Genomic DNA, 17,135 nt, shown 5'->3' on the forward strand with positions numbered 1-17,135 from the left:
GACTCTTGCTTTTGTTTATTCATTCGCGGAGGATGTGGATTGGCGACGCAGTCTTGCCTTCGTCACAAAGCCAAACCCGATATTGCACACGGCCAATACTGCAAACAAGACGACAAGCCATGCACTGTAGCTCAAGGAGATGGCGGTGGCCGTCAAAAGGCCGATAGAAGAGAAGGCGAACCATAGCGCCAAGCCTTTACTCATGAGGATCGCTCCTTTTGGATAGAAATTGAGTCGAAAACAAGTATAACATTTCGCAGGTCGGATAAAATAAGTTTGCAAGCTTGCACAACTAGAAGCGCCAATGTGAAAGGAGATTCACCCTATGTCTAATCAATCCCGTTCCAACAATTTGGTCGTTCCTCAAGCCACTGCAGCACTGCAACAAATGAAATACGAAATCGCTCAAGAATTGGGCATTCCGATTGCGCAAGACGGCTACTATGGAAACTACACATCCCGTGATATGGGTTCCATCGGTGGATATATTACAAAGCGTCTTGTGCAAATGGCTGAGCAACAATTGTCCGGCGGAAATCGCTAATAGCATGCATTGAAGTTTCGAGGCTACTCCTGCGCGCGGAGTAGCTTTTTACCATTAAGGAAAGTTCAAGTTCTGTGAATCATTAAAGCGATCCAAGCACTCCTTGTGGCGATTGATTCGTGATATTGGACAAATTGTTGCAAATGATGGTCATATTCCCTTAGCTTTACGGCATAATCAGTATATCACATAACGGACTTCAACAGCTTTATTGCAGGACAGCAACGGAAAAGGGGCCTGCCCAAAAGAGATTTTTAATCGAATTAGACAAGATTCTTCTTGGCTAGCGCACCAAAACAGATGGGTTCAAGGCGTCATCCTTGGCCCGTCTGTTTCTGTTTGTTGACATCAGCCTGCGGCAAACAGCATGTAGGCCTGTAGACTGTACATTGTCCGGCGGATCCGGCTTCTTTATTCCAATCCGTATCGTTTGACGGTGCGGGTATGACTTGACCAACCGATGAAGTAGTCCAATGTTTCGTACTTCAAATTCATCATGACGATGGCCACCAATGGATACTGCTTGCGGTGGCGATACCTTACGTCCACCCAGCGTACGGCATAGCCGTATCCGGTATGCTCCACGGTAGCGCATGCATAGCTAGAGAAATAAAGCAGTGCCCGCACGGCAGGGTGAGACTTGGATGCTTCAACGGCGGGATGATCGTGACATACCGCTCTTTCCGTCCAATGAAGAATGCCCCGCTTCCAATGGCCGATCATAAAAGACCCGTTCGGACTCCGCTTTACTACATTCCATCTCGACAGGGCTACGGTCGGAATTATCGTGTATATTTCTCCTTTTTCATACTCCTTATCAAGCAGAGGCAATTGTCGCTCCACTTGTCGGTGAACATGGGTTCGCCATACATAGTAAGTGATAAGCAGCAGATATAGAGCGGGAAACAGCACGCGTGGAGAGAGGATGCCGAATCCCCAGAGCGCGATCGCAATAAGATGCGTGGAAAAAATGATCGGATCGAACAAAGCGATGATGTTCCATGATATCCATCGTTTCGTAAACGGCCATACCGCTTGGGTGCCATATGCATTAAAGACGTCCGTCAGGACATGCAGACACACGGCCAAGCCTGTCCACAGCAATACATGCGTGAAGGATGCGCCTTTATTGAGCCATGTCAGCACACCGGATATTAGGAAGGACCATACTGCAATCATTGGCAGCGAATGGGAGTACCCGCGATGCTGGCGAATATAGAGAATATTGCTTTTCCATTTTAGGGCCGTATCGGCATCAGGCGCCTGGGAGCCGAGCAGCACGCCGAAGAAGACGGCAGTCGCAGTTGCTGGCTCCGATACGACGAGGGGGTCCCACTGGGACAGTCCGGCCAATCCGAGTCCGATTATGGCATGTGTGCTTGTATCCATCATTAATCACCCACTTGTATTGTGGACAACTTTGTTCCAAAATATGACTCATGGGTTCATACGAAGATAAAGAAAGGGTGGTCAAGTTGAATCGAATCATTTTTGTAGAATATCGGATTGCTCCAGAGCTCCGGGAGACCTATCTGTCTCTCGTCAAGAGACAGCTGCAGAGCCACACGAATGCGGTGTTGTATGAAGGAACGGATCAACCTAACGTTTTTGTTGAACAATGGTTGAACACATCCCATGAGGATTATGTTCGCATGAAAAAATTGCGGCTTGAAGAAGACAGTGAATGGGATGAAATTACGGCATGTATTCCAGGGGGCAGGGGGAAATTGCATATTTGGGAATTTGAGGAACTTAATAAACATTGTGAATAAAGGGTCAAGGCCTTGTCAAATTATTGAACGACATTGTCATGTGCTGGACATATTTGCTATGATAAAAATTACAGCAGATGCACAACTTTTCTGCTCTTCTCTGAACACAACAAGGAGGAAAGGGTCACGTGGATAAACAAATGACTTGTCAGGCTCCTTCCGATGCCGTTATGCTATCGCCGGGACCGATGCGGGTTGGATTATGGAGAGAGTTTATTCTGCTAACGAAGCCGGGAATTATACGCTCCAATTTATTGGCTACGTTTGCGGGCTTCTGGGTGGCAGCTAAATGGGACATTCCCTGGATGACCTTGCTGTGGGTGCTGGCGGGAACGACGCTCGTTATGGCATCCTCATGTGTATTTAACAACTATTTCGACCGTGATTTCGATATGAAGATGGAACGCACACGCAACCGAGCGCTTCCTACGGGTCGATTGCAGCCTCAGGTCGTACTCTGGTATGCGATTGGATTGGGAATCGCGGGATTATTATGTTTATTTTTGCTCATTAATCCACTTGCAGGTTGGCTCGGAATAATAGGCATGTTCGTATATGACGTCGTCTATACGCTCTGGCTGAAACGGACATCGACATGGAGTACATCGGTAGGCGGAATCTCGGGAGCGATGCCGCCGGTTATCGGCTATGTGGCCGTTACTGGGTATGTTGATATTGGAGCGGTTCTGTTCTTTGCTGTATTGTTCTTGTGGCAGCCGCCTCATTTCTGGGCGCTCGGTATTCGGCGTGTGGAAGAATATCGTGCAGCAGGCTACCCTTTGCTGCCGGTCGTCAAAGGGATTAAGCGCACGAAGTGGCAGATGATTCCTTATGTTGCGTTGCTATTGCCCGTATCCTGGTTATTTTATGCCTACGGCTACGTCAGTCTTATTTACGGCATTGCAGGAACGGTGATTAACCTTATTTGGTTGTATTTGTGCATAGCAGGACTTCGGAGTAACAATGACGAGGTGTGGGCTAAGCGCAATTTCATCTTCTCAATTAATGCATTGATGCTGCATCTGATTATTCTTATCTTGGATACAATGGGGAAAGCCTGATTCATGAGTTAAGAATTACAGAACATGGGAGAGTAACGGGGGATCGAGCGATGTCACAATGGGCGAAGAAGTATTCTTTTCAAATTTTTCTGATGGCGTTAGTCCTTGTATTTGCTGTCGTAGCGGCCATTCTGTACTGGCCTCGCGGGCCGGAACTGCCGCTTACGGATAAGACGGCACCGGATTTTACAATGCAGAACGTAGACGGTAACACGGTTAGCTTGGCCGATACGAACGGCAAAGCGCGGTTGTTCTACTTCTACTTCACCAACTGTCCGGATGTGTGTCCGCCAACGACATACATGCTGTCCGAGGTTCAGCAATTGTTGAAGGATAAAGGCGTATTTGGCAAGGATGCAAGCATTGTGTCCATATCGTTCGATCCGGAGCGGGACACACCGGAAGCGATTCAAGAATGGTCCAAGAAATACAATGCTGACTACAGCGGCTGGTATTTCTTGCGCGGTGACGAGGCGGATGTGGCCAAGATGATGCCAGCCCTCGGTTCGAGTGTCATCAAGGACGAGGACGGCAACTTTACTCATTTGAATGTCATTACGCTGGTGGATCAGGATGGCAACATCCGCAAATACTATAACGCCAATGATCGTGAAACTTCGTCACCTGAGATCATTGCGAGTGACGTTATGAGTTTAGTGAAGTAGCAGCATAATGAATCAAGCAAACGGGGGTGGATCCGGATACATGATGTATTCGTCCAGCCCCGCTTTTTCTAATTGCTGGATTAAATATTCATCGGGAGTGCCCTCCACCCCCGCATAACCACGCCGGGTATATATATGTTCGGCATCGGGAAACGTATCCCGCAGCACGCCCCGTATACGCTTGCCAGAGGCATCATTATCCATGAACAAATAGACCGGCTTGTCCCCCGCCTCCTTGTGCAGCGCTTCAGTCCGTTCCGTATTCAATGTGCCGTATGTGCACAAGATGCAGACCTCATCATTCAAGAGGCGACGCAAGCGGCTGCGATCGTTCTTTCCCTCTACAATGATTGCAATTTCCATGGCGCTCACCTACTAGTATATAAAGTTCATTTATGTATCGGTTTTGACTCCTAGTGTAACACAAACCCATCCCCGCCTTGCAACGTTCCAGCCGCTACCCTCGTACATATGAGAAAACCTCTATCGAGGCTTTTCGAAGATGAGTGACCGCGTGTAGAGATAGATGGTAAAAAACGGCTTGCCTAGGGGACAAGCCGCATGAGGAGAGAGCGAGAGGATGTTAAAGCAATGGTGCGCGGAGAATGATTACAAGCAAGATGTAAAGAACGAGGATTGTGCTTGTTGCTGTCCAGAAGCCTATTCCGCAACCGGCGGCGATTGGCGCTACGGGTGCCGGACCAGGACCACATGGATCATAACAATTTCCCATCTCGTTTCACCCCGCTTTCGTCGATAGTCTGTTGTCACAATGCTATACTATGTCAGATGTCACGGAGTGTTCTGTGCTTCTACCCAGACCGCTCTGATTTAGGTTAGCGCCCGGTATGTCCCTTATGTTGTTAGGTACGCGGGGATGTTGCCTGAGGCTGTTGCGTGTGCAGCCTGCCGTGTGGTATAAACGGATGTCTGGCTGGAAGCATCGTGACTGCCAGCATGAGAAACAGAAAAGCGATAAAATAAGGTGAAATCGTGTCCCGTATTTGTCCGGCAAGCATCGGGCCAAGAAACGAACCGATGGAAGAAGCGATGGACAGGATGGAGAATATACGTCCATAGCGGAGACCGCCGCTAAGCTGTATTAAATGAGCTGATAAAGCGGGAAGTATGATTCCCTTGGTCATCCCGATAAAAAACAGTGTTGCCATCAACGGGATCGGCCAATGGATAGCGAGCCCGAAGAACAGCAACGATAACCCGAATGCGCCCATCCATGTGCGGGTAAATGCAGGGTATTGGTTCAAGAACAGCAGGCTGAGTGTGAATAAGGCGCCGAGGCTGACAGCGGAGAATAAGATGCCTGTCTTCATTATGGACTCAAGCGCGTCAGCCATAAGCGGAAGCTCGAAAAACAAGATGCCTTGCGAGCAGGCAATGGCTAGCGGCATAAAGTAGAAGCGCCACGGTACCGCAGGCGCTTTGTCGTTGGCGGTCACAGGAGTTGACGTGTTTTCGCTCTGAGCGGGCGTCTTATGTATGTCGCTTTCTTTAATATCTTGGATAAAAAACCATGCCAGCGCACCGACGAAGACAAGCGCGATGCCAAGCGCTTGAAACGCCATTGAGAAGCCTACCTTGGCGACGAGATAGGCCCCGGCTGCCGGAGAGACGACGGAAGCTAGCGTATGTACAAGGCCGTTGCCAGCCATAAGCTTACCTTGCTGCACATGATCCCGCGCCATACGGGCGAGCAACGTCAAGCAAGCCGGAGACAGAAAGGCAAGCACGAACCCGCTAATTGAGCGCAGTACGAGCAGCTGCCACGGATTGACGACATGGGCTTGCAGAATCATGATGATACCGGCACCAATAAGGCTCAGTACAATAAAAATCCGGCTGCCGAATCGGTCAACTCCGTAACCGGCCATTACATTGCCTGGCAAATGGGTAAAGGAGTACATGCCCATCATCAATCCGATAAAGGACGGGGCCGCGCCTAACGAAATGGCAAACGGGGTCAATATCGGATACTGCGCATGCAGATCAAAAAATGCAACAAATAAGAACAAGTAAAGCCAAAGCACAGAGCGCAAATCAGTCACCTCCAGATCGCTATGGTATACTTGTACGTCGAAATGGACGAACTTATTACTTTTTCAAAGGCAGTTCAAATGTTTTGGCCGGACATACTGCTGGTCTTACTGTTGCTACAATTAGGAATGATGTATAATACGCAAAGACGCAAAGGAAAGGATGGTTACCTAGTGAATCAAATGGAAATGTGGTTTGAATTTATAAAGCAAAATTGGCTTGTCTTTCTTATCGCACTCATCGTGTTGTTCGTCATCGTAAGCTTCGTGAAGACGATGGTCAAATGGGCTCTTGTCGTCGTTATTGTAGCGGCGGTAGCCGTATATAGCGGCATCACATGGGACGATGTGAACAATGTCGTGACTACGGTGACGGATGAAGCGGTGGATAAGCTGAAGGACCAAGCGGTGCAGGCGATGATGGACGAAGCGAAGCAGGCTGACTTCACCACCAATGAAGACGGGACATATACGATTAAAACGTCGAATCTAGAAATGAAAGGGACGCCGAACAGCGGCAAGGTGAACGTCTCCTTCCGTGGCGTATCGCTAGGTGAATGGGACATGAACGATTCGATACGCCAATTCATTCAAGCGGCGAAACAGAATAAATGAATTCGGGGATAGTGTGGGAATGGAATGCCGTGACGATCTTGCTCCTCGTCATTGTCATTCTCTCCGTCCTGCAAGGGGTGACGAGAGGCGCTACAGGGTCCATGCGTCACCTCTTCTTCTTTGTTATGGATTCTTTGTTTACGTTCATGTCCCTGTTCATCACCTTTCATATGGTGCTATGGATCTCTCCGTATGTTCAGCGTCAATTCGCGGAGTGGAACATTACGATTCCGTCGCATTCATTGGCTTGGTGGGAGCAAATGTACTATACATTTATTACCGGAATGCGCGATTTTGCCCTGCTGCGCTTTGCGATTCTGTTCATGCTCCTCTATTTAGTCGTGCGGATGATATTGGCGTGGATCGGAACGCATACCGTATTACGCGGAGGCGCTGAATCGGCAGCGGGAAGCCGTGGGGAAGCACAGAAATCAGGAATCATATACGTGCTCCAGAAGGCTGTCAATTGGATTGTCGGAGCCGTGCTGGGCAGTGCTGTAGGGATAGCGCGCGCATTCTTCGTCATCTTGGTGCTATTCGCCTATGTCACTCTGCAGCCCGATACAAAAGCAAGTGATATGATACAAGCTTCGTCCGCTTATCGCAACGTAGCCAGTCGGGTCATTGAGCCATTGGCCGGAGACTTCATTGCAGAGCAGCTTCCTGTGTTTACTTCTCAAGTGGAGAAGGAATTAGGCGCGTTAATGCAGCGGAAGTACGAGGTAATCGACAATCAAATTCCGGCCGATATCGAGCAGGCTGCGCTTGAAATTGTGCGTGGCGCGACGACGGATGAAGATAAAGCGCGCCGGTTATACGACTGGATCGGCAGTCGAGTGCAGTATGATTGGGATAAAGCCCGTCAGTATGAGACGAAGCGAATCTGGAAGGAGCAGGGGCCGGAAGATACGTTTGCATCCAAACAGGGCGTATGTATTGACTACGCACGTCTGTACGCTGTCATGGCGCGCGTGGCCGAACTAGACGTAAAAGTAGTGACGGGGCTCGGCTATAACGGCAATGGCGGCTATGGCCCGCACGCGTGGAACGAAGTATGGCTGCGCGAGGAGAAACGCTGGATACCGCTGGATGCAACGTGGGCAAGCTCCGGTGATTGGTTCAATCCGCCGAAATTCGATGCGACGCATATCCCGGACAAGCTGCTTTCCGCCAGTAATATTCCCTCTCATTGATACTTTGAATATTGAAGAGGGGATATGGTAAAATAGACAGGATTGTAAAGTAAAGCAAGAAAGGATGATGAGGCTTGAGTCATCCACATGCGGATGATCCGCAGAAGCGTGAACTCCATAACCGCCGGAATTTCTCGTTCCGGTTGAACTTATTCTTTTTTATAACCTTTGTCGTATTTACCGTGCTTATCGTGCGGTTGGCGATATTGCAATTCGTAGAAGGTCCAAGCCTGAAGGAGAAGGAATCGCAGCTTGGGTTCCGGGAGACGGCGATTCCGCCGCTGCGGGGCACGATATGGGACGCTTCCGGTAAGACAAGGGTGGCGTATTCTACGGCGACCCAGTCGCTCTATTTCAACGTGGAGAAGAACTATGGGGATCCTAAGAAGGCGAAGCTGACGGAGGTTCAGCAGAAGAACCGGGAAGAGGCGCAGCTCTTGGCAAAACAGCTCGCCGAAGTGTTCAACAGGCTCGGTACTCCGAGCGAGAAGCCGTTAACGCAAGATGTCATTTATAATGAATTGATGGATTTAGAAGGGAAGAGATATTTCGTATATGTGCCGCGCCTCATCAAGACCGGTCTGACGCAGAAGGAAATTGCCTATTTTCTCGAGCATAAGCCGGAATTCAAAGGCATCGACATTGTCGAGGACAGCGTGCGCAACTATGATCCCAATTCGGTGGCCGTGCAGACGGTGGGCTACTTGAAGAAATTCAAAGGGGTGCGCGAGGACTCTTCCTATTACAAGGAAAAACATGAAAAACGCAATGAGCTGTCAACCGAAGAGCGGTATTTGGAATATGAAGATGTCGGCTTCGACGGCATTGAGCTCATGTACCAAGACGAGCTGCGCGGCTTGAACGGCGTCAAGAAGTTCCCCGTCAACGTCGCTGGACGCATTATCGGTCCAATGGAATTGACGAAGCCGCAGAGGGGCAACGATCTCTATTTGACGATTGATAAAGAGATTCAAGAACGATCGGAAACCGCGATTATGGAGCATTTGAAGAAGCTGCGCAATTCGTCCAACCGGTTCGAATCGGCTCCGAACGCCCGTACCGGCTTTGCCGTCGCGATGGAAGTGGACACAGGCAACGTGGTCTCCATTGCTAGCATGCCTGACTACGATACGAACGTGTGGAAGAACGGATCGATAAGTCCTGAAAATTATCGAAGTAATCAGTATTTTATGGGCAACGGGGCAATTCGCGAAGTGCAGGCGCCTTATGAGGATGATAAGGAGCGGATGAAGCATCCGAGCTCACTCGTCTATCTCGGCTCGACGATGAAGCCGTTAACCGTACTCATTGGCTTGCAGGAGGGATTTTTCGGCCCATATTACAGATATACTGATTATGGGTATGCGGAGATTGGCCGTAAAGGCTACGAGCGGAAGATATGGAACTCTAGCCGCCGTTCTTGGGGACCAGGAATGACGCCGGCGTATGCACTGGAGAAATCATCCAACGCCTTTATGGTCGACATGATCGGGAAGCGATTGTACAGCATGCCGGAGAAGGACGGCAAGAACGGTCTGCAAATATGGGACGAATATATGGAAGCATTCGGTCTCGGCGTGAAGACAGGCAGCGGTTTGCCGGGAGAGATTCCCGGGCTGAAGGACTACATCGCCGATGCGGAAAAGTATAGTGCCCAGTCTGCGTTGGCAAGTGCTTCATTTGGCCAATTAGGGAAGTATACGACATTGCAGCTTGCGCAATATACGGCGACGCTCGCGAACCATGGCAAGCGCATCAAGCCGCAGTTCATCAGCAAAATTGTGGATGGGGAAGGCAAGGTTGTCAAAACGTTCGGCCGTGAGGTGTTGAACGAAACCAAATTCAATGAATCATATTGGGATGTCGTCGAGCAGGGGATGCTGAAGGTCGGCGCTCAAGGCTTCGATGATTTCCCTTATCAGTTCTACCGCAAGACGGGTACGTCCGAGCAGGATGTTGGCGGCGGAAAGCGTGTTGAGAATGCGGTGTTCATCGCGTATGCGCCTGCGGATAAGCCGAAGCTGGCGGTGGCCGTCGTCGTGCCAGAAGGCGGATACGGTTCATACGGGGCTGGTCCGATCGCACGTGAAATCTTCGATGCGTACGATGAAGAATACGGCTTGGACGGCGTGCCGAAGAAGAAGGCGAAGACGGATGCTGCGGAATCAGAGACAGCAGCGGATGAATAAAGAAGACAATGCCGCGAGACAGATATACTGACATAACAAAAATAAAAAGACTTTGTCCACTATCCGGAAAGCGCACCAGTAATGGGGTGTCCGCATACGATATGACAAAGTCTTTCCTTTTTTTTTGCTGAAAAAGTTGCATTGGTAAAACATTTTTTCATATATTTAAAAAATAAGGTCTATAACAAAATTTTTGGGAGTATCAAAATTATCACAATTAGGGGAACCGAAAAGATAGGAGAGTGTAGGTAGAATGACTAGGAAAATGGGGAAAGCGGCAAGTACAGTGAAATGGAATTCGGCGTTAAAGAGATTAGTTATGACGGTGTTGTTCCTGAGCGTAGTATTCGCTCTTACGGCCTGCGGCAATACGAACGAGGGGAAACAGGCAGAGGAAGGCATGAAGGCTGCCGTGAGGGACAGCAAGCTGAATGTGCCCCCTACGATCGGAATGATTGCGGACGTCGTCAAAGAAGTTGGCGGCGAGCATGTGGATGATATCGGTTTAATGGGGCCGAGTGTCGACCCGCACCTATATTAAGCGCCGCAGGATGGCGGAAATGACTGCATAATTTGGATACGGGGAATGCCCCTTGCTCGATACAATCGGGTAATGGGGCTTTTTTTCGTATGACGTGGTGCAAGATTCGATGTCGAGTCTGCCTGCAGAACCACTTCGTGATCAAAAGGGGGCTTTCTGAGCAACCTCTAGTTAGAGAGTAAAATAGGAAGGAAGTCTTTGTTGTAGCCGCATCGTTATGATACAATGTCGTTATGCAAATTTACGTATGACAAACTTCAACATATTCAAATATACAAGCTTCGACAAGAACGACGGCAACGAGTCTGAAGCGGGACAGCCAGAACTAGGAGTGAATGCTGAAATGAGTAAATATACATTGTTGGCCCTTGATATGGACGGAACGGTTTTGGATGAAGATCAGAACATCAGCACTGAAACGGCGGATGCGATACATGCTGCGCGCGATGCCGGCATCATTGTCATGTTCTCCACAGGACGGGCGTTTCAGAACGCTCAGCCTTATGCAGAGGAGCTCGGGTTAGAGTCGCCGATGGTGACGGTAAACGGCAGTGAAGTATGGAAGAATTCGAATGAGCTGCTTGTGCGTCACCTGCTTGACCGCGATGCGGTCAGCAAAATGGTGGAGATGTCAGAACAGTATGATGCTTGGTTCTGGGCTTACTCCACAGAGCGGCAATATAATCGAGAGAACTGGGATGCCGATATTGACGCAGAGGAATGGCTGAAATTCGGCTACTTTACGGAGGATGACCAGATTCGGGAACAGCTGTGGAAAGAGCTGCGGGCGATGGGCGGACTGGAATTAACCAATTCTTCACCACATAATATAGAGATCAATCCGATTGGCATCAGTAAAGCGTCGGGCATTCAGACCGTGTGCGATCTGCTCGGGTTTTCGATGTCACAGGTGGTTGCCGTAGGAGACAGCTTGAACGATCTGGCGGTAATTCGAGCGGCAGGACTTGGTGTTGCCATGGGCAATGCGCAGGATGAAGTAAAGAAAGCGGCAGATGTCGTCGTACGTTCGAACAATGAACATGGTGTGGCTCAGGTAATCCGGGAATATGTATTGTAGAAAACCTATGAGAGGCGTCTGTCTATGACCATCCTTGCTTGGATATGTGTGATCGCATTATTTATTCTTGGCATGGCGGGTGCGATCTACCCGATTCTGCCGGGAGCATTAGCCATCTATGCAGCCTTCTTTGTATATGGCTTGTTCGTCAGCTTCGAACCGTTCGGATTCTGGTTCTGGACGATACAGACACTTATCGTCGCCGTGTTGTTCATAGCTGATTACGTCGTCAATGCATGGGGCGTGAAACGGTTCGGCGGATCACGCGCTTCGATTATTGGCAGTACGGTCGGAATTCTGATCGGGCCGTTCGTTATTCCGGCATTCGGCATCATATTGGGGCCGCTTCTCGGCGCGTTTATCGGGGAGATTATTGCAGGAGCTAACGTTGAGAAATCAGCTAAGTCGGCTATTGGAGCGGTCGTCGGTTTGTTTTCAAGTATCGTGGTTAAATTTGCTTTGCAAATTGGGATGATTATTCTGTTCTTCATTTGGGTGTTCATGTTCTAATGTAGAAGAGCGGTTCAAAAAGGTCACTTTTCAGCACCGAGGGGGCTTTTTGGACAACCTCTAGAAGAGCTTCGACAGAGGCTCTTCCTGCTTGTATGACCTGATGAGGTACGGGCTAGCATAAAGAAAGAAGGGAAACGTTTGGCAAAGGAATCATTTATAAAAGGAACGCTCATCATCGCCGCTGCAACGTTAGTGGCGCGTGTGCTTGGCTTATTCCAGCGCGTGCCGCTCGAGCATATGCTAGGTTCCGTCGGGAACGCATCGTTCGCGGCTTCGCAGACGGTATATCTTATGATACTTGCCGTTGCGACGGCGGGTATTCCAAGCACACTGAGCAAAATGGTCTCCGAACGCTATGCGCTGAACCAAGTGCGTGAAGCGGAGCGAGTCTATTATGCGGCGCTCTTATTCGGATTAGTCTCAGGCGTCGTCGCGACGGCCCTGCTGTTCATATTTGCACCGTTCTATGCAGACATGATCCAGTTGCCGGAAGCCGCGCTTGCCATTCGTGCGTTAGCGCCGGCGCTGTTGTTGTTCCCGGTCATCGCTATGATGCGCGGTTATACGCAAGGACGCAACATGATGCAAGCGAGCGGAGTGTCTCAGATCGTGGAGCAAGTACTCCGCGTCGTGACCGCGATCGGACTTGCCTTCGTGCTCATGCACAACGGAGCATCCCAGGAATGGACGGCAGCTGCAGCTTCCTTCGGCGGTGTGCTGGGAAGTGTCGGCGCCTTCATCATTATGGTGTATTACCTCGGCAAGCTGCGCCAGGCAGACCGTAAGGCAGGTGTCCGTGCGCGTCGCACCGGGGCTAAGAAGGTTCCTTTAAGTGATATTTTCCGTTCGATCTTTGCTTTGTCCGTCCCTATCGTACTGTCTTCACTGGCTGTTCCTGCGGTGAATTTTATCGATACGTCCATTACGATTCCGCTGCTGGCTCCGGATCTCGGACAGGTAGAAGCCGCGCATTTATATGGTATCCTCGGGCAAAGGGCACAATCGATTGCAGGCATACCGCCGATTTTGGCGATTGCGCTCAGCACTTCGCTTATCCCGGTCATTTCTGCGGCGTTTGCCAAGCGGGACTTGAATCATTTGAAACGCCAGACCTCTTTGGCGATGCGTATTTCTGTACTGAGCGGCATGCCGATCGTATTGGCCCTTGCGGTCGGAGCATACTCTGTCAACGGCTTCTTGTTCAGTACACTGGATGGTGCGGGAATTATTGCCATGCTTACTTTTGGAACCATTTTTCAAATTACGATGATGACGTCGAGCTCCATTCTGATCGGACTTGGTAAGCCTTATATCGCTATGATTAGCGTAACACTTGGCATTATTATTAAATTGCTCGCCAGCTTTGGACTTGTTCATTTCTTCAGCATTTACGGCATCATTGGAGGCACGGCGATAAGCTTCCTTATCATTACGTGGCTTAATCTTCGCGTCATGAAGAAGGTAGTTCCGTTCGATGTGCTCGGTAATCGTTGGCCGGGCTTTCTGCTCACCGTTGTGTTGGCCGGCGGCATCGGCTTCGGAGTCGAGAAATTGGGCGAGCAGTTGGTCGGAATACTGCCGGCCAAGCTAGTATACATGTTCACAGCTGGTATTGTAGCTTTAGTCGTCGTAGCCTTGTTCGTAGTTGGAATGGTTGCTTTCCGCGTCGTGCGTCAGGATGAACTTGGGAGCTATCCGCGTCCCGTTCAGAAGGCGCTGCGTCCATTAATGCGACTGCAAGGCGGCTCGACACGGGGACGTTCGCGGAGATAAGCGAGAGTTATACAATGATAGCAAGACTGTGCCGAGGAGAGCTTAGGGGCGCAGTCTTTTTTTTGGGGTTGCAGGGGAGAGACGTTAACCGGAATTTCCTTTAATTACCTGATGTATATTTTCTGAAAAGTATAAAAACATTATCAATATTTCCGATATACGAAAAGTGTCTGACTTCAAGATTGGCAAAGGGGATTTTACATTGAAATACTATAGAAATTGGGCTCAATCGATTCAACGTTCTCTACATAAAAAAATTATTTTCCTGCTCACCTGCTTCATTATCGTTCCTACGATTGCCCTCATCGTTATCTTAACGATAACGGCATCATACAACACGAAAAACATGATGTATGACGAGGTCAATGAAGCGACACAATCCATTTCGCGAATGCTGAATCAGACTTATGAGACGAATGGGCATATTGTAAGCAGTCTGGCGGCCAGCATAAGCGAGAACTCGCAGGATGTGACGCGGATTAAACATCGGGTCACGGACCTGACTTCAGACATCAGCAACATATTGTTTGCTTATGTCCTGCTTGGAGATAAATATATCGACAACAGCGGCAGTGAGATTGACATCAATGAAGCGAAAAAACGCGAGTGGTATCAATTGGCCAAAGAGCATGAAGGCGAAGTCATCGTCTCCAAGCCTTATCAAGATATGATTACGGGACAAATGATTGTGACGTTCTCCCGTTCGTTACCGAATGGGGAAGGGGTTGCAGGCATTGATGTCTCAATCGACAATTTAAATCAATCGGTTAGCCAATTCAAGGTGGGGGACAGCGGGTATATCAGCCTAATTGATAAGGACAATCACGTGCTATCCCATCCGGTACATAAGCAGGGCTCCCAACTGGACAGAGAGCAATATAAAGAGCTGCTATCAGACGAATATGGCAAGTATATGTCGAACGCTGACGGCAGGCATGAATTCATCAGCTATGATAAGCGAAACAAACTTGGGATTAACATCGTCTCGGTCTTGAGTCGAAGTGAAATTAACGCCCAAGCGAATGAAATCGTCATTATCGCCTCCGTATTTCTCGTCGTATTGATCGGTCTTATTGGTTTGTTTTTGTGGAAGTTCGTTCGTAACATCATACGCCCCGTCGTGCGGATTCAGCAATTGACAGAGCGGATTGCAGACGGTGATTTCTCTGTTAGAGTTCCGGTAGACGGAAGATTGGACGAAATTGGCCGTCTGGAAAAGAACTTCAACTCGATGACGCATTCCTTATCCGACATTATGGCGCAAATACGTGAAGTATCCGAAGTGGTTGCGGCTTCCGCCGAGGAGCTATCCGCTAGTTCGGAGGAGAACGTAAGCTCCTTGCAGGAGGTCGCGGCCTCCTATCAGCAAGTGTCGACTCAATCGGCACTGTTGGATGAACGCTTGAATACCGTAACGGTACAAGCGCATCAATCTGCATCACAGCTGCATCGTGTCGTAACACTCGTAGGCAGTTCCTCTCATGCGGCACAAGAGATGAGCGAGTGGGCAGCGAGTGGAGGAAAGGCACTGGACAGCGTGCGCATGCAGATGGATGCCATTACGCAGAACACGGAACAGGCCAAGGCGGAGACAGAGCGATTGAATGAGCAATCGCATCACATTCATCGTATCGTTGCCTTTATCCAAGAGGTGGCTGCTCAGACGGAACTGCTTGCATTGAATGCAGCTATTGAAGCGGCTCGCGCAGGTGAACATGGGCGTGGCTTCGCAGTTGTAGCGGGCGAAGTGCGCAAGCTGGCGGAGGAGACGAAGGAGGCCGCAGGGAAGATTACGGGCATGGTGCAGCAGATTAGGGAGCGTTCTGACTCTGTATGGACCGCCATGCAGAATGGAGTAGAGTCCGTGGCCGTTGGACAGCAGTTAACCGAATCGGTAACGAATAGCTTTACAGATATTTTCCAAGCGATCGATGAAATGAACGTTCAGTTGAATCACGTGACGGAACTGGGTTCGCAGCTTGCGTCTTCGAACGCTGACATGATCGAATCTTTCGATGCCGCGAGCGAAATGACGAATGGTACGTTAATGGAAATGGAGACCGTCGCAGCAGCAAGCGAACAGCAAAATGCAGCAATGCAGGAAATGGCGTCATATGCGAATCATTTGGCAAGCATTGCTGATGATTTGCAGCAGTTATCTGCACGCTTCAAGTCATAAATATACGGGCACGCGCAAATATTACAGTTGTCCGCCAATCCTAAAGGCCGTCAGAGTGATTTTACCCTGACGGTTTTTCTATTGTGGATAATGACTGGATTCTGTCCAATGGATTTGAAGGTTTAGGCTGATAACATGGTGAACCATTGGAAATAATCCAGCAGAAACATGCTCAAACGGCTGAACTCAAGGCTTAATTACGATTCGACTGGAAGATTTCCAGTGGAAAGGTGAGTTTACGCTTGAAAACAGGCAGAAGACTGTACGTATTCCAATGGAACGACTGTTTGGAGGATGATGCAGCAAGAATAGCAAATTGCACAACAGCAGCATTAACAGGGAAACAGCAACAGTAACAGCAATAGCAATAGCAATAGCAATAGCAATAGCAACAATAGCAACAATAACAACAATAGCAACAATAACAACAATAACAACAATAACAACAATAACAACAATAACAACAATAACAATAACAACAATAACAATAACAACAATAACAATAACAACAGCAATAACAACAGCAATAACAACAGCAACAGCAACAGCAACAGCAACAGCAACAGCATCAGCAGGACGTATGTTCGGCTTGCATCCATTGATCTGCTCTTTCATCCACTCTCCCAAACTCTCAGACCACGCGGCAAATTCCTTGCACCTTAACACAGTCTTGTTCAGTTTACTTAGTCTTCTACTAAGTCTCGCTCAGTCTTGCTTAGTCTCGCTCAGTTCACTCAGTTGCGTTCAGTCTCTTCGGTAACCCATTTGCGAACACGAGATGTTTGCATGGAACACTCGTGGGGGGCCTGAGCTTGACGAGAAACCCGAAATATATTGAGAAAATTGAGAAGAAAAAAGAATGGTGGGGTATTTTCACCATAGTCACTGCTAATTCAATTCAATAAGAATAAGAGTATACAAAAGTGACACGGATTCAAGGGCAATCGTCAGGTTACTCCAG

The 17,135-nt window shown here is 49.0% G+C and carries 17 protein-coding genes; 12 read left to right on the forward strand and 5 right to left on the reverse strand.

The window, feature by feature from the left end:
• Positions 1-15: 15 nt before the first annotated feature.
• A complete protein-coding gene (locus tag M3650_RS09815; RefSeq protein ID WP_251574281.1) occupies positions 16-204 on the reverse strand; it encodes a DUF5325 family protein in 189 nt (62 codons plus the stop codon).
• Between the two features lie 121 nt (positions 205-325).
• Here M3650_RS09815 and M3650_RS09820 point away from each other — a divergent pair, with 121 nt between their 5' ends.
• Positions 326-544, forward strand: coding sequence for an alpha/beta-type small acid-soluble spore protein (locus tag M3650_RS09820; RefSeq protein WP_019423801.1), 219 nt, complete (start codon positions 326-328; stop codon positions 542-544).
• Positions 545-955: 411 nt separating this feature from the next.
• Here M3650_RS09820 and M3650_RS09825 read toward each other — a convergent pair whose 3' ends face one another.
• Positions 956-1,933, reverse strand: a complete 978-nt coding sequence (locus tag M3650_RS09825; protein ID WP_251574283.1) for a metal-dependent hydrolase — start codon at positions 1,931-1,933, stop codon at positions 956-958.
• A gap of 77 nt (positions 1,934-2,010) precedes the next feature.
• On the opposite strand from M3650_RS09825, the gene M3650_RS09830 reads away from it, so the two are divergent.
• The 3 genes from M3650_RS09830 to M3650_RS09840 all read left to right on the forward strand — a co-directional run bounded on the left by M3650_RS09830 (position 2,011) and on the right by M3650_RS09840 (position 4,042).
• Positions 2,011-2,316 (forward strand): hypothetical protein, encoded by a 306-nt coding sequence (locus M3650_RS09830; protein ID WP_251574285.1) that lies wholly within the window; start codon positions 2,011-2,013, stop codon positions 2,314-2,316.
• A gap of 128 nt (positions 2,317-2,444) precedes the next feature.
• Positions 2,445-3,377 (forward strand): heme o synthase, encoded by a 933-nt coding sequence (cyoE, locus tag M3650_RS09835; protein ID WP_251574287.1) that lies wholly within the window; start codon positions 2,445-2,447, stop codon positions 3,375-3,377.
• 50 nt (positions 3,378-3,427) lie between these two features.
• A complete protein-coding gene (locus M3650_RS09840) occupies positions 3,428-4,042 on the forward strand; it encodes an SCO family protein (RefSeq protein ID WP_251574290.1) in 615 nt (204 codons plus the stop codon).
• A gap of 12 nt (positions 4,043-4,054) precedes the next feature.
• On the opposite strand, the gene M3650_RS09845 is transcribed toward M3650_RS09840, so the two are convergent.
• Positions 4,055-4,405, reverse strand: a complete 351-nt coding sequence (locus M3650_RS09845; protein ID WP_251574668.1) for a toprim domain-containing protein — start codon at positions 4,403-4,405, stop codon at positions 4,055-4,057.
• A 500-nt stretch (positions 4,406-4,905) separates the two neighbouring features.
• On the reverse strand, positions 4,906-6,096 hold the full coding sequence (locus tag M3650_RS09855; protein ID WP_251574293.1) for an MFS transporter: 1,191 nt from the start codon (positions 6,094-6,096) through the stop codon (positions 4,906-4,908).
• 171 nt (positions 6,097-6,267) lie between these two features.
• Between M3650_RS09855 and M3650_RS09860 the strand changes: the two genes are divergently transcribed.
• The 8 genes from M3650_RS09860 to M3650_RS09895 all read left to right on the forward strand — a co-directional run bounded on the left by M3650_RS09860 (position 6,268) and on the right by M3650_RS09895 (position 16,174).
• Positions 6,268-6,708, forward strand: coding sequence for a hypothetical protein (locus M3650_RS09860; RefSeq protein ID WP_026011293.1), 441 nt, complete (start codon positions 6,268-6,270; stop codon positions 6,706-6,708).
• The gene (locus tag M3650_RS09865; RefSeq protein ID WP_251574295.1) at positions 6,705-7,901 is read left to right on the forward strand and encodes a transglutaminase domain-containing protein; all 1,197 of its coding nucleotides are present in this window, start codon (positions 6,705-6,707) and stop codon (positions 7,899-7,901) included. The genes M3650_RS09860 and M3650_RS09865 overlap by 4 nt, the downstream gene beginning before the upstream one ends.
• A gap of 74 nt (positions 7,902-7,975) precedes the next feature.
• Positions 7,976-10,090 carry a peptidoglycan D,D-transpeptidase FtsI family protein gene (locus M3650_RS09870; protein WP_251574297.1) on the forward strand — a complete coding sequence of 705 codons (2,115 nt, stop codon included), beginning with the start codon at positions 7,976-7,978 and terminating at the stop codon, positions 10,088-10,090.
• Between the two features lie 253 nt (positions 10,091-10,343).
• Positions 10,344-10,631 carry a metal ABC transporter substrate-binding protein gene (locus M3650_RS31905; protein ID WP_285848395.1) on the forward strand — a complete coding sequence of 96 codons (288 nt, stop codon included), beginning with the start codon at positions 10,344-10,346 and terminating at the stop codon, positions 10,629-10,631.
• Between the two features lie 343 nt (positions 10,632-10,974).
• A complete protein-coding gene (locus M3650_RS09880; RefSeq protein WP_251574670.1) occupies positions 10,975-11,709 on the forward strand; it encodes a Cof-type HAD-IIB family hydrolase in 735 nt (244 codons plus the stop codon).
• A gap of 24 nt (positions 11,710-11,733) precedes the next feature.
• Positions 11,734-12,219, forward strand: coding sequence for a DUF456 domain-containing protein (locus tag M3650_RS09885; protein WP_019423788.1), 486 nt, complete (start codon positions 11,734-11,736; stop codon positions 12,217-12,219).
• 141 nt (positions 12,220-12,360) lie between these two features.
• Positions 12,361-13,995: a putative polysaccharide biosynthesis protein gene (locus M3650_RS09890; RefSeq protein ID WP_251574305.1), complete on the forward strand. Its 1,635-nt coding sequence runs from the start codon at positions 12,361-12,363 to the stop codon at positions 13,993-13,995.
• Between the two features lie 202 nt (positions 13,996-14,197).
• Positions 14,198-16,174, forward strand: coding sequence for a methyl-accepting chemotaxis protein (locus tag M3650_RS09895; protein ID WP_251574307.1), 1,977 nt, complete (start codon positions 14,198-14,200; stop codon positions 16,172-16,174).
• 186 nt (positions 16,175-16,360) lie between these two features.
• Here M3650_RS09895 and M3650_RS09900 read toward each other — a convergent pair whose 3' ends face one another.
• Positions 16,361-16,789: a hypothetical protein gene (locus M3650_RS09900; RefSeq protein ID WP_251574309.1), complete on the reverse strand. Its 429-nt coding sequence runs from the start codon at positions 16,787-16,789 to the stop codon at positions 16,361-16,363.
• Positions 16,790-17,135 lie beyond the last annotated feature (346 nt).

Origin of the sequence: Paenibacillus sp. MER TA 81-3, assembly GCF_023713585.1 — a bacterium.
In the GTDB taxonomy this organism is placed as follows: Bacteria; Bacillota; Bacilli; order Paenibacillales; family Paenibacillaceae; genus Paenibacillus_B; species Paenibacillus_B profundus.